General features: G+C 75.3%; 16 protein-coding genes. 14 read left to right on the top strand and 2 right to left on the bottom strand.

Going from position 1 to position 12,359, the window contains the following annotated elements; all coding sequences use genetic code 11:
- Positions 1-307 precede the first annotated feature (307 nt).
- The 4 genes from A8711_RS04740 to A8711_RS04725 are packed head-to-tail and all read left to right on the top strand — an operon-like array spanning position 308 to position 1,424.
- Positions 308-538, top strand: coding sequence for a hypothetical protein (locus A8711_RS04740; protein WP_069087551.1), 231 nt, complete (start codon positions 308-310; stop codon positions 536-538).
- A complete protein-coding gene (locus A8711_RS04735; RefSeq protein WP_064446890.1) occupies positions 535-777 on the top strand; it encodes a DivIVA domain-containing protein in 243 nt (80 codons plus the stop codon). Before A8711_RS04740 ends, A8711_RS04735 begins: the two co-directional genes overlap by 4 nt.
- Positions 770-1,024: a hypothetical protein gene (locus A8711_RS04730; protein ID WP_069087550.1), complete on the top strand. Its 255-nt coding sequence runs from the start codon at positions 770-772 to the stop codon at positions 1,022-1,024. Before A8711_RS04735 ends, A8711_RS04730 begins: the two co-directional genes overlap by 8 nt.
- A gap of 19 nt (positions 1,025-1,043) precedes the next feature.
- A complete protein-coding gene (locus A8711_RS04725; protein WP_043326284.1) occupies positions 1,044-1,424 on the top strand; it encodes a hypothetical protein in 381 nt (126 codons plus the stop codon).
- Here the strand turns inward: A8711_RS04725 and A8711_RS04720 are convergent.
- A complete protein-coding gene (locus tag A8711_RS04720) occupies positions 1,421-1,948 on the bottom strand; it encodes a flavoprotein (RefSeq protein WP_069087549.1) in 528 nt (175 codons plus the stop codon). The genes A8711_RS04725 and A8711_RS04720 overlap by 4 nt on opposite strands.
- Before the next feature lie 73 nt (positions 1,949-2,021).
- On the opposite strand from A8711_RS04720, the gene A8711_RS04715 reads away from it, so the two are divergent.
- The 5 genes from A8711_RS04715 to A8711_RS04695 all read left to right on the top strand — a co-directional run bounded on the left by A8711_RS04715 (position 2,022) and on the right by A8711_RS04695 (position 6,432).
- Positions 2,022-3,314: an AAA family ATPase gene (locus A8711_RS04715; protein ID WP_069087548.1), complete on the top strand. Its 1,293-nt coding sequence runs from the start codon at positions 2,022-2,024 to the stop codon at positions 3,312-3,314.
- 76 nt (positions 3,315-3,390) lie between these two features.
- Positions 3,391-3,633, top strand: a complete 243-nt coding sequence (locus A8711_RS04710) for a hypothetical protein (protein WP_069087547.1) — start codon at positions 3,391-3,393, stop codon at positions 3,631-3,633.
- Between the two features lie 47 nt (positions 3,634-3,680).
- Entirely contained in the window at positions 3,681-3,986 is a 306-nt protein-coding gene (locus A8711_RS04705) for a DUF6403 family protein (protein ID WP_043326275.1), read from the top strand.
- Between the two features lie 11 nt (positions 3,987-3,997).
- Positions 3,998-5,347: a hypothetical protein gene (locus tag A8711_RS04700; protein ID WP_069087583.1), complete on the top strand. Its 1,350-nt coding sequence runs from the start codon at positions 3,998-4,000 to the stop codon at positions 5,345-5,347.
- The gene (locus A8711_RS04695; protein WP_069087546.1) at positions 5,344-6,432 is read left to right on the top strand and encodes a hypothetical protein; all 1,089 of its coding nucleotides are present in this window, start codon (positions 5,344-5,346) and stop codon (positions 6,430-6,432) included. Before A8711_RS04700 ends, A8711_RS04695 begins: the two co-directional genes overlap by 4 nt.
- 27 nt (positions 6,433-6,459) lie before the next feature.
- On the opposite strand, the gene A8711_RS04690 is transcribed toward A8711_RS04695, so the two are convergent.
- Entirely contained in the window at positions 6,460-7,026 is a 567-nt protein-coding gene (locus A8711_RS04690; protein WP_064446896.1) for a snapalysin family zinc-dependent metalloprotease, read from the bottom strand.
- 116 nt (positions 7,027-7,142) lie between these two features.
- Here A8711_RS04690 and A8711_RS04685 point away from each other — a divergent pair, with 116 nt between their 5' ends.
- The 5 genes from A8711_RS04685 (at position 7,143) to A8711_RS04665 (ending at position 12,312) form a co-directional block, all read left to right on the top strand.
- Positions 7,143-7,529 carry a globin gene (locus A8711_RS04685; protein ID WP_255365590.1) on the top strand — a complete coding sequence of 129 codons (387 nt, stop codon included), beginning with the start codon at positions 7,143-7,145 and terminating at the stop codon, positions 7,527-7,529.
- 138 nt (positions 7,530-7,667) lie between these two features.
- Positions 7,668-8,381: a hypothetical protein gene (locus A8711_RS04680; protein WP_064446897.1), complete on the top strand. Its 714-nt coding sequence runs from the start codon at positions 7,668-7,670 to the stop codon at positions 8,379-8,381.
- 13 nt (positions 8,382-8,394) lie between these two features.
- Positions 8,395-8,655: a hypothetical protein gene (locus A8711_RS04675; RefSeq protein ID WP_030501893.1), complete on the top strand. Its 261-nt coding sequence runs from the start codon at positions 8,395-8,397 to the stop codon at positions 8,653-8,655.
- Complete coding sequence (locus A8711_RS04670; protein ID WP_030501892.1) at positions 8,652-9,059, top strand: hypothetical protein; 408 nt, start codon at positions 8,652-8,654, stop codon at positions 9,057-9,059. The genes A8711_RS04675 and A8711_RS04670 overlap by 4 nt, the downstream gene beginning before the upstream one ends.
- 43 nt (positions 9,060-9,102) lie before the next feature.
- Positions 9,103-12,312, top strand: a complete 3,210-nt coding sequence (locus tag A8711_RS04665; RefSeq protein ID WP_069087545.1) for an AAA family ATPase — start codon at positions 9,103-9,105, stop codon at positions 12,310-12,312.
- The last annotated feature ends 47 nt before the right edge of the window (positions 12,313-12,359 follow it).

Raw genomic sequence — 12,359 nt, 5'->3', positions numbered from 1 at the left:
AACCTCGCCGTTCGCGGAGAACCTGTGTCCGAAGTAGAGCCTAGCCATTCAACCCGTTCCGGAGCGGCCCGGTATACGCACCGCGCATATCGCCGGATGTCTCGCGGCGGTGACTGAGCGTATGCAGTGTGCGCATGACGACCACGATCATCAGCGCATGGGCTTCCTGCCGGGAAGGCCTGAGAGTCGGCGCATGGCCCGGGGCGGGTGCCGGGCTCCGGTGGCACCGCGTCCCCCGATCGCGGCTCCCGCCGTCCCCGCCCGCTCCGGTGCCACTCCACGAGAACCGACCCGGAGGCGCCCGCCGATGTCCGCAGTACTCGCCGACTTTCCCGTCCTCACCCCGGTCACCGACGAGGATCTGCTCGTTGCCGCGCTGGCCGTGCGCGTACACGTGCCTGAGCACTGGCCGCAGGGGCCGTTGTGTCGCAGCGAGCGCGTCCCGTACCCCTGCCGGCTGGCCCGGTGGGGGAGGGCGACGCTCGCCGCGGCCGGGCTGCCCGACGAGGCCGTGGCGGCCGGGATGGTGGCGTCGTGATCTACGTGACCGGGGAGCGGGTGCAGGCGTACCAGGTGCGCAGCGCCGTCTTCGACACCCGCTGGCGCGGGCTGGACCCGGCGCAGGTGCACGACTACCTGTGCCGGGTCGCCGACGAGATGGACCGCCTGCACCGGGAGCTGACCACCGCGCGCACCGAGTCGGAGCGGGTCCGTCAGGCGTTGCGGCAGTGGCAGTCCCGCCACAACGGGTGCCGGCGACGCGGCCACGATGACTGAGCCTCGCTGGATCATCCACCTGCCGACCACGCTGACCAGCCGGGACGCCGCCGCCGACCTGGCCGCAGCGCTCGCCCGGTCGCTCGGGCACCTGGATGCCGTCGATTTCGGCGAGACCACGCTCAGCGAGGAGGACGCACAGCACGTGCGGTACCGGGTCTGGTGCGATCAGCGGTTGCCCGACGGTGGACGCTGTGGGCTGCGGAACGGTCACGGCGGGTTGTGCGGGGCGACGGAGCCGCGCTGACGCCGGTACCGTCCCCGCCGTGCTGGACACCGAAGAACTACTCGCCGAGTTCACGTCGCCCCGCCCGTACACGATGGCGGTCGTCGCCGACGCGCCGGCCGCGCCCGGCGTGCACCTGGTGCTCGACGGTGGCGTGGTGGTCTACGTCGGCTACACCGGTAACCTGCGCTCCCGGCTGCGGCAGCACCTCACCGGCAACCGCGACTCGTCGGTGCTGCACGACCAGGTCGGCCAGCTCCTCGACACGCCCGGCCGCGCCGCGACCCGCGACGACATCGCCGGGTGGCTGGGGCGGCGCGAGGTCCGGTGGCTGAAGACCGACCACCCCGAGGGTACGAAGGACGCGCTGGTCCTGGCGTTGCGTCCCCGCTTCAACCGCCAGGTGCCCCGGCCCCGCTAGGTGTCGGATCGCGTCGCGCGCAGCGCGTCCACCACCACAGCCCATCGGTTCGGCGACATCTCTTCCGGCGTCCGCAGCACGTCCCCGTCGTGCACCACCACCCCCGCCTCACGCAGCCGCTCCAGGTTCGGCTGGTATGCCGGATGCGCGGTAAGCACGGCTTTGACCCGGGGAAACACCTGGATCGGCAGGCCGGAGCCGAGCAGCTCGTTGAGGATGCCCAGGACAAGTGTGTCGCTCGCGCCGGTTGCCCACTTGTTCAGCGTGTTGAACGTGGCGGGCACGACCGCAGCGACGTCGGCCGGAGGGTGCGGCTCGGGGTCGTCGGGGCGGCGCCACTGCGCCCGCACCGGATATCCGGTCTGGTCGGCGAGTACGTCACAGTCGAGCCAGCTCGCAGCGATCGGCGTGGCGATCAGACACACTCGCCACCCGTCGGCCATGAGCAGCTCGACGAGTTCGCCGATCCGCTGGGCCGGGGGAGCGGCGCAGACGATGAGGTAGAGCACCGGCGCTTGACTCATGCCCGCAGTTTTACCCGGCGCGTGTTAAGAAGGGGCCCCGCCTCTACCGGAGACGTTAAAAGGGGGCCCTTCCTTGCACGAAGCGGAGCAGGTGATCCAACGGGTGCTGCGGGACCTCCGGGAGGGGGCGCACCGCGGCGTCGTCGTGGACTCGCCGCCGGGCGCCGGGAAGTCGACACTCGTGGTCCGCGCCGCCGTCGAGATCGCCGCCACCGGCGACCCGCTGATGATCGTGGCGCAGACCAACGAGCAGGTCGACGACCTCATCGACCGGCTCGGCCGTAAGGCCCCGGAGCTGCGCGTCGGGCGGCTCTCCGCCACCGACTACCGGCCCACCGGGCGGGTCACCGGCCATCCGGCGGTCCGGGTCGCGGCGAAGGTCGCCGACCTGGGCGGCCCGGCGGTCACCATCGGTACGGCGGCCAAGTGGGCCACCGTCACCGAGGGGAGCTGGCCGTGGGCGATCGTGGACGAGGCGTACCAGATGCGCGCGGACGCGCTGCTGCGCGTGGCGGGGCGGTTCGAGCGGGCGCTGTTCGTCGGCGATCCCGGGCAGCTCGATCCGTTCTCCACTGTTGAGACGTTCCGCTGGACCGGGCTGACCTGGGATCCGATGCAGTCGGCGGTGGCCACGCTGCTGCGGCACAACCCGGAGCTGCCGGTGCACCGGCTGCCCGTGTCGTGGCGGCTGCCCGACTCGGCCGCGCCGGTGGTGTCCGCCGCGTTCTACCCGTTCACCGGGTTTCGGGCCGGCACCGGTCCGGCCGACCGGGTGCTGACGTTCACCGAGCCGGGTCCGGGGGACGCCTACGACGCCTCGGTGGAGGTGGCCGCCGCGACCGGCTGGGCGTTGCACGAGCTGCCGGCCCGGCACACCGTGCGTACCGATGCCGAAGCCGCCGAGGCCTGCGCGGAGCTGGCGTTGCGGGTGCTGGCGCGCGGCGCGGTCGCGGTGAGCGAAGCAGCGCCGGGCGGCGCGCCGGTCACCGCGGACCGGATCGCCGTCGGGGCCGCGCACCGCGACCAGGTCGCGGCCATCCGGTCCCGGCTGGGCACGGCCGGGGCGGGCATCACCGTGGACACCGCCAACCGGCTCCAGGGCCGGGAGTACGACGTGACGATAGTGCTGCACCCGCTCTCCGGCCGGCGGGACGCGACCGCGTTCCACCTGGAGTCGGGGCGGCTGTGCGTGCTGGCGTCGCGGCACCGGCACGCCTGCGTGGTGGTGGCCCGGGCGGGGATCGGTGAGCTGCTCGACGCGTACCCGTCGACCGAGCGGGTGCACCTGGACGTGCCGGTGAAGTTCCCGGACGGCTGGGAGGCCAACCAGACGGTGCTCACCCATCTGGACGCGCACCGGGCGTGACGACGGGCCGTCGTGGCATGTCCGGCGAACCGAACGGATCTTCCGGGCGGTGGAGGGCGGTGGGCACGATGGCCGGATGTACCCTCACGACCCGTATCAGCAGGATCCGTACCAGCAGCAGTACCCGCCGCCGCAGTACCCGCAGTACCCGCCGCAGGCGTACGCGCCGCAGCCGGAGCAGCCGACGAACAGGTGGGCGATCGTCCTGTGGGTGGCGGTGCCGGCGCTGCTGGTGATCCTCTGCTGTGCCGGCTGTGTCGCGTCCGGGTTCGCGGGCGGGTTCATCGAGGGGTTCAACGAGGGCTATTCGTCGTCGTAGGCGTACCTCGCCGCGCGCCGCTGGCGGCGGTGCGTTAGGAAGGGATCATGACCGCGAGTGTGCTGCCCTGGCTGGGTGGGGGCGTGGTGGCCCTGGCGGCCGGGTTCCTCGCCGCGTTGCTGCCCCGGCGCCGCGCCCGCGCGCAGGGCCGGCGCGTCGCCTGGTCCTCGGCGCGGGCGGCGATCCACGACGCCACCGTGAGCCGGGACGCGTCCCCGACGGCGGTGCCGGAGGCGGAGCGGTTGCTGGCCCGGGCCGAGATGCTCGCCGCCGCCCGGGGCGGCGCCGACGCGGCCCGGGCCGCGGCCGAGCACGCCCGCCGGGCCGACGAGCTGTGGCGGGCCGGCCGGTGACCGCGCCGAAGATGCCTGTGCGCCGGGAGCTGGTGCGCTGGTCGCTGCTGGTCGCCGCGGCGGCAGTGCTCGTGGTGTTTCTGGGGGCGCAACGGCAGAGCGTGGAGGTCAGCTACGGGCGGTCCCCGTCGGCGGGCGCGCTGCCGCAGGAGGGGTCGGCCGGGGAGCTGAGCGACGCGAGCGTGCCGTCGGTCGAGGAGATGACGGCGCTGGTCGCGGCCGAACCTGTGGTGCGGCTGCCCGGTGCGGTCGCGCGCTGGGACGAGCAGCGGGTACGGGCGGCCATCGGTGACCGGGGCACCCGGATCCTGGTCGCCCCGCCCGGTCTGGACGAGGCGGAACGCCGCCGGGTCAAGGACGTGGAGAACGCCGAGATCCGGATCGTCGGCACCGAGGTCAGCGGAGGGCTCTACGTGGCTTCGCCGGACGACCTGCCGGGCTGGCGGGCCCGGTTCGCCACCCGTGACGTGACCAGCTCGCTGCTCACGCTGCTGGCGACGCTGCACGACCAGCCGACCCCGCCGGACCGCGACGACCTGCGCTGGCGGGAACCGACCGGTCCGGAGCTGGCACCGATGGTGGCCGCGTTGCGTGCCACCGGCCGGTACGTTGGCCCCGGCGCCACGCTGACCAAGCTGCCGGAGAAGGCGGCGAGCAGCGCGTTCCCGGACGGGGCCTGGTTCGTGGTGCTGCCCGCGCAGCCGTACGGGGAGCCGCTGCCCGCGTACGGGCCGGCGCTGCACCGGCTCGCCCCGGATCAGCCGCTCCTGGTGATGTACGGCGACTGGATCGAGTACCACGGTCCGAGTGCGGCGGAGTTCGCCGAGGTGGCCGGCGCGAGCTTCTACGCCCAGTTCGGCAGCCGGCTCGGCCGGTACGCCTATCCGCAGCAGAACGTGCTCGCCACGTACCTGGGCCAGGTGACCGATGTGCGGTACGCGGGGCTGTTCGACCGTCCGCTGCCGTACCGGCCGTTCGACCCGCTGCGGGTGGCGCTGCCGGCGTTGCCCTGGATCTTCGCCGCCTGCGTGGCCGGTTTCGTGGCGCTGTCGATCCGTACCGTGCGGGGCAGCGGTCGCCGTCCGGCCGACGTCGGTCCGGGCGGTACGCCGGCCCGGCTGGCCGGGCTCTCCGCGCTGGCGGTGGAGCTGTCGCTGCTCACCGACGCCCGCACCGACCCGGCGCTGGTGCGGGGCGTGGGCCGGTTGCGGGCGGCCCGGGACGCGCTGGGCGAGGGGTTGCCCGACCGGCACGTACGCGAATTGCTGGCCGACGCGGCGGCCGAGCTGGACGACGTGGCCCGGGACGTGCGGATGCCCGGCTACCGGCCGGACGTCTACCTGCGGGCGAGGCTGTCGTGAGCGGCGTCGCGACCCGGCCCGCGCGGGTGCCCGCCCGGCGCGGCGCGGCGGCGACCGGTCCGCGCCGGCTGCTCGGCCGCCTGGTCGGCACCGCCTTCGGCCGGGCGACGCTCGCCTGCCTGGCGCTGGCCGGCTGGGCGCTGTGGTCCGGCGGCATCCTGGACGGGCCGGTCGCGCGGCAGGTGCGCGTCTCGTCGGTCTACGCCGCTCCCGGGGTGGACCTGGACCGGGCCGCCGCCGAGCGGGTCATCGGCAACCGGCGGCTGGTGGTGCTGATCATGGAGCCGGGCGCCGACCTGCGCGAGGCGTGCGCCGACACGAAGCGCGCCGCCCAGGGCACGCTGGTGCTGGCGATGAGCCGCGACGGCGAGGACTGGGACACCTACGGCTGCTCCCGGCTCGGTGGCGACGGGGCCAAGGACCTCGGCCGGGCCGTGGTCGCCGAGACCACCATCGGCCGGGGCGCCGACGCGTTCGTGGACCGGCCGGTCGAGGCGCTGAAGGTGATCGTGCTCAACTACGACCGGCTGGTCCGGGCCGGTCTGGTGCCGGACGGCGCTCGTACCATCAGCCCGTCGCTGCCCCGGTACCTGCTGGCCGGTGGCGCGGTGACCGGCGTGGTGGCCGGCGCGGCGGTGCTCTGGTTCGGCGGTCGCCGGGCCGGTCGCCTGGCCGACGCGCGCCGGGCCGGGCGGGACGCGCGCGCCGACGAACGGGCCGCGCTCGGCGCCGCCACCGCTGTGCTCGCCCAGCAGATCATCGACCTGGACGGGTACGCCGGTCCGGCCGCGCCGGCGCACCGGCGGCTGGCCGCCGACTACGTCGGCCTGCTCGACGAGGTGTCCGAGGTGGACGACGACGCCGGGGCGTTGCGCCGGCTCCGGGAGCGGGTCGAGGAGCTGAACCGCCGCGCGGCGGCTCTGGCCGACGACGCCGCGTCCGGGCGGGGCGCCGATCGCGCGGGTGGCCGCAAGCAGGACAAGCCGCCGGCCGGGAGCGCCGGCAGGTCGGCGGGCGGGCGGCCGGGCCGGACGGCGGCCGGCGCGCCGGGGAAGGGCCGGACGCGCGGACGGGGCCGGCGGTGACCCGCCGACCCCGTCGTCACTGCGTCGTCAGCGCTGGGCGCCCACCGTCGCGGCGGCCGGCCAGCTGCCGGTGAAGACCTGGGCGGGCGTCGCGCTGCGGGCCGCGAAGCCGAACAGCGAGTCGACCCGGGAGGCCTCGGCGGAGCTGGGGTACGGGTTGGTGCAGCTCGTACCGGCGCTGCCGCCGGACATCAGGATGGCGCAGTTGCCGTTGTAGTTGTCCGGCAGGCCGAGGATGTGGCCGATCTCGTGCGTCATGATGCGCAGTGCCGAGTACTGCTGGGCCTGGTTGTAATCGATCACCACGCGGCCGTTGCCGAGGCTGGTGCGCTGGGCGTACGAGCCGCCGCCGTAGGTGTAGGTGATCCGCAGGTTGGACCCGCACTGGGCCATGTTGATGTTGTTCGTGTAGTTGTTCCAGATCGCCGCCGCCTGCACCGCCGTGTTGGCGAACGGGCCGGCCTGGCTGATGTTGTAGCAGACGTTGCGGACGGCGGCGGAGGCCGGAGCCGGGTTGACGGCTACCGCGCCGAGCGCTGCCAGCGTCGCGGCCGCGAGGGTGGCGAGGATCCGGGACAGCTTGGGCTTACGCATGGTTCACACTCCTTGGGATGGGGGGTGAGCGGAACGCCGCCAGCCTATAGATTGGTATCCATCGATATCAAGTGTCGCGGTGAACTGACCGGGCTCGATCATCCGTACCCCTTGTCGTGCGGACCACGGAGCTGGTGACCTGTCCCCGCGAGCCGCGCGACCGGCTCGGCCCGGTCGCCGTACGCGAGGCGGTGCACCGCTGGCTGCGGCTGATCGCGGCGGACGCGGAACTGGCCCCGTACCTGATCGGGGTCGACCGCCGCCGGCTCGCGGCGCTGCTCACCGACCGGCTGGACGCGGCGCTCGGCGGTGTGTGGCGCAGCCCCGGCGGCGCCGGGTCGGACGGCGGGCCGGTCCTCGGCGGCGCGCGGCGACCGCCGTTGAGCGAGGAGCAGCGCTGGCGCGTCCTGGACTACCTGGCCGCCGCGCTCTGGACGCTCGACCTGCCGCCGACCGCGCTCGTGGACGCCCAGCGGGCCGTCGCCGGACTGCTGCGCGCCTGATCGCCCACCAGCACAGGAAAGGTCGTTCACGCCGCCGGGAATCCCCGGTTTTCCTGTCAACCTCCCGTCACGCGGGGTGTTTTTCTGATCGCTTCCGGTCGATAACGTCGGGCCACTGCCGTCGACGAAGGGCCGACGATGAACGACAACGGACACCCGCTCGACCGCCGGCGACTGCTCGCCGGCGCGGCGGCAGCCTCGGCGGTCACAGTGACCGGCCTGGCCGTCGCCTCCACCGGAGCCGCCGCCGCGGCGGCTCCCGCCCGTCCCGCGACACCGCTGATCGCCCGGGACCGCATCGCCACCGCCGCGCTGCGCGCGCCCGACGGCTCCGCGCCCGCGGTCGGCGTCCAGACCGACTTCCACGCCCGGCTCGCCGCCTGGCTCGCCTTCTGGTCGGCGAACTCGCCGCCGGCCTGGAGTACGCCGGTGCACGTGGTCGCCCGGGTCGAGCCGGCCGGCGACGCGCTGGTGCTGCACGCGATCCGGCACCGCCGCGACGACGAGCTGCACGCCGGGTTCGCCGCCGGCCGGCGCGACGCCACCCACCTGGCCACGCTGGCCAGCCTGCACCACCACTTCCCGGACGTGCGGGTCCGGCCGGACGGCACGATCCGGGTCGCCGACGGACCGGCCGGGTTCACCGGCGCGCCGGAGCAGGTCGCCTTCGCGGTCGCGGCCTGCCGCGAACTGTGGGGCGACGCCGCGGCCACCCCCGGCCGCTGGGCGGAACACGCCGCCCGGGTGCTCGCCCGCGCCGGGCAACGCACCGACGCCGCCTCGCACGCCGGCTGGGCGGCCTTCACCCGAACCAGCCTGCGTCGCGGGCTGGGCACCGAATCGTACGAGTGACCGGAGGAAGCACATGGCCCGCAACGAGTTCCGCTTCGTGGTCGACGGTGTCGACCTGAGCGCCGAGCAGCAGACGCTGATCGCCGCGGAGATCCAGAAGGCCGGCCTGGCCGCCCTGCGTACCGCCGACGCGAAACTGACCAACCCGCTGACCGTCGGCCACGGCAACATCAAGCTGCGCCCCGAGTGGTACGGGCTCTGGGTCATCGACGGCCCGTTCGCCCAGGACCTCGGGCAGAAGATCAACGACATCGGGTTCTGGATCCAGCGGTGACCGACGCCGCCCGGCCGGCCGGCGCGCCGGAGCGGATGTGCCCGAGCACCCCGGCGTCGAACGCCACGGTGTTCCTGGGCATGATCACTCCGGCGGGCCGGGTGGCCTACGTGACCCCGGCCGTACCGGCCGAGGTGGCGCTCGCCGGGCTCGGAGACTCCGACGAGCCGGTCGAGGCACGGGTCCGGCTCGCCGGTCCGTGCGTCACCTCGTCCTGCGGCTTCTGGACCGGCTCGCACTGCGGGCTGGGCGCGCGGATGGCCGCCTCGTACGCCGAGACCGCCCCGCCCGCCGAGGAGGCGCTGCCGAAGTGCGCCATCCGGCGTACCTGCAGGTGGTTCGCCGAGCAGGGGCCGTCGGCGTGCCCGGCGTGCGCGCACGTGGTGACCGACGCGCGGACCTGATCGCTGCCGTCTTGTCGGACCCCTCGACTAGCGTCGGGAGGTCATGGAGCCGCGGTTCGGCGAGCAGATCATCGGGCGGGAACACCCCGCGGCGCTGTTGCGCGCCGAGGTGGCCCGGCTGACCGCGGGCCACGGCGGCCTCGCCCTGGTCACCGGCGAGCCGGGCATCGGCAAGACCACACTGGTCTCGGCCGCCGCCGACGAGGCCCGCCGAAGCGGCGCGCTCGTGCTCGGTGCCGCGTGCTGGGACTCCGACACCGCCCCCGACTACTGGCCCTGGGTCCAGGTGCTGCGCCGGCTGGCCCGCTTCGCCGACGACCCGTCCGGCGCCCGCGAAGCGGTCGACGCCGGGCTGGCCGCGCTGCTCGGCGAGCGCCCCGCCGGAGAGGGCGACGAAGCGGGGGACGACGGCGACGAGGCGGGGGACGGCGGCCGGGCCGAGTTCGACAGGCACGACGCGGTGACCGCGGCGCTCGTCGCCGTCGCGCAGCACCGGCCGGTCGTGGTGGTCCTCGACGACCTGCACTGGGCCGACCCGGCGTCGGTCCGGCTGCTCCAGTTCGTCACCCGGCACACCTGGTTCGAGCGGCTGCTGTTCGTCGGCACCTACCGGGACGCCGAGGTCGAGTCCGGCGAGCATCCGCTGCGCCCGTTGCTGGTGCCGCTGAGCGCGAAGGCCACCACGGTCACGCTCACCGGCCTCGGCCGGGACGACGTGGCCGCCCTGATGACCCGCACCGCCGGCCGCGAGCCGGGCGCCGACCTGGTCGCCGAGGTGCACCGGCGCACCGGCGGGAACCCGTTCTTCGTCGAGCAGACCGCCCGGCTCTGGCACACCGACGGCCTCACCGACACCATCGCGCCCGGCGTCCGGGAGGTGGTGCGCCGCCGGCTCGACCAGTTGACCGCCCCGGTCGTCGAGGCGCTCACCGTCGCCGCGGTGCTCGGCCACGAGTTCGACAGGGGGACGGTGGCGGCCTGCGTACCCGCTCCGGTCGCCCAGGTCGACCGCATGCTCGGCCGCGCCGCCGCGGCCCGGCTGGTGCTGCCCCGGGGCGGCGGGCGGTTCGTCTTCGTGCACGACCTGGTCCGCGAGACGCTCTACGACGGGCTCGCCGCGGACGCGCGGCGGGCCCGGCACGCGGGCGTCGTCCGCGCCGTGGACAGGTCCGACGCGCTCGCCGGCGCGCTCAGCCCCGCCCACCTGGCCCGGCACGCGTGGCTGGCCGGCGCCGAGCTGGACCCGGTACGCGCCGGTGACCTGCTGGTCACAGCCGCGCGGGACGCGGCCGGCCGGCTCGCCGTGGACGAGTCGGTCCGGCACTACCGGCGGGCGCTCGATCTTCCCGGTGAGCCCGTCCCGCGGGTCCGGCTGCTGCTGGAACTGGCCGGGCTGCTGCACCACATCGGCCCGGCCGAGGAGGTCGAGCGGCTGCTGACCGAGGCCGCCGCGCTGGCCCGGCAGGCCGACGACCCGGGCGTGCTGACCCGGGTGGCGCTCACCGCGCACCGGCGGCACTCGGCCACCCGCCGCCGGCTCGACGCCGACGACCTGGTCCGCGAGGCGTACCGGCGGTTGATCGGCGAGCCGGATCCGCAGCGGTCCGTGCGCAGCCTGGTCACCGACCTGATCACCGCCACCGAGACGCTCGCGAGGCACGGCAGCGACGACGAGGCGCTCACGTTCAGCCTGTGGGCCCGCCACGACACCACCTGGGGCCTCGGGACCGCCGAGGAGCGAGCCCAGGTGACCGCCGAGATCCGGGAGGTGGCCCGCCGCGGCGGCGACCGGGAGACCGAGCTGTGGGCCACCGCGCTGCGCTGGGTCGCGCTGCTGGAACTGGGCGACCCGGGATACCGCCGGGAGCTGGCCTCGTTCGTGGCCGGCGCCCGGCAGGGCGAGGTGCCCCGGCAGCGGATGGCGGCCACCATGGACAGCGGCATCATCGCCGCGTTCCGGGGCGACCTCGCCACCGCCGAGGAGTGCTTCGCCGAGGTGGAGAGCCACCCCGAGCCGGAACACTCCGACCACGCCTTCATGACGCACCACATCCGCTGGTCGGTGCTGCTTCTCTACGGCCGCGTCGCCGAGGCCGAGGCCCTGCTCGACAAGGTGGGCGCCGGCCACCCGCAGGCCGAGCTGCTCCGGGCGATCACCGCCGCCGAACGCGGCGACCCGGCCGCCGTACGCGGGCTCACCGCCGGGATCGAGGCCGCCGGCGCCACGTACCCCCGGTCGGTGTCGCCGCTGTGGCTGCGGCTGCGGGCCCAGGCGGCGGCAGTGGACGGCGACCCGGGCCGGTGCGCCGAGGCGCGGGCGGCGCTGGCGCCGCACCGGGGACGGTGGATGGCCGCGCTGTTCGGCTGCGACATCGCCGGCCCGGTCGACCTGTGGCTGGCCGCGGTGGACGCGGCCGACGGCCGGTGGGACGACGCGGTCGCCGGTTACACGGCGGCCCGGGACGCCGCCGACCGGCTGGGCGCCCGCCCGTGGTCGGTGCTGGCCCGGGTCGGGCTGGTGGCCGCGCTGACCGGGCGCGACGGGCCGGGCGACGCGGCCGAGGCGCGGCGGCTGCGCGCCGCGACGGCGGCCGAGGCGCGGGCGCTGGGCATGAGACAGGTGCCCGGCCGGCTGGCCGCCGCCCGGGTGGACCCTCCGGCGGTGGCGGTCTCTCCGCTGACCGCTGTTCGCCCGGCGGTGTCCGCTCCGCCGGAGTTCCGCCCGGACGGGCCGGTGTGGCGCCTCGGGTACGGCGGTGTGGTGGTGCACCTACCCGACGCCAAAGGGCTGCACGACCTGCGGCTGCTGTTGAGCCGGCCCGGCACCGACGTGCCCGCCGTCGAGCTGCTCGACCCGGCCGCGGGCCCGGAACTTGTCGCGGCCCGCCGCCTCGGCGCCGACCCGGTGCTGGACGACGAGGCGAAGGCCCGCTACCGCCGGCATCTGCGGCGGCTCGACGACGAGATCGACCGGGCCGCCGTACGCCACGACGAGCGGCGGCTGTCCGCGCTGGACGCGGAGCGCGCCGCGCTGCTCGACCAGCTGCGGACCGCCGCCGGGCTGGCCGGGCGCAGCCGCCGCCTCGGTGACCAGGCCGAACGGGCACGCAAGGCGGTGACCGGGCGGATCCGGGACACGCTGCGCCGCATCGACCAGCGGCATCCGGCGCTCGCCGCCCATCTGCGTGAGTCCGTCACCACCGGCGGCGCCTGCCGCTACCTGCCGCCCGAACCGGTGTCCTGGCGGCTCTGACCTGCCGTACGCCGGGGTGGCGGGTTCGGGTCCCGCCACCCCGGCGG

Origin of the sequence: Micromonospora sp. II (genome assembly GCF_001709195.1) — a bacterium.
GTDB lineage: Bacteria > Actinomycetota > Actinomycetes > Mycobacteriales > Micromonosporaceae > Micromonospora > Micromonospora chalcea.
This window is presented reverse-complemented; position numbering and strand designations above follow the sequence as displayed.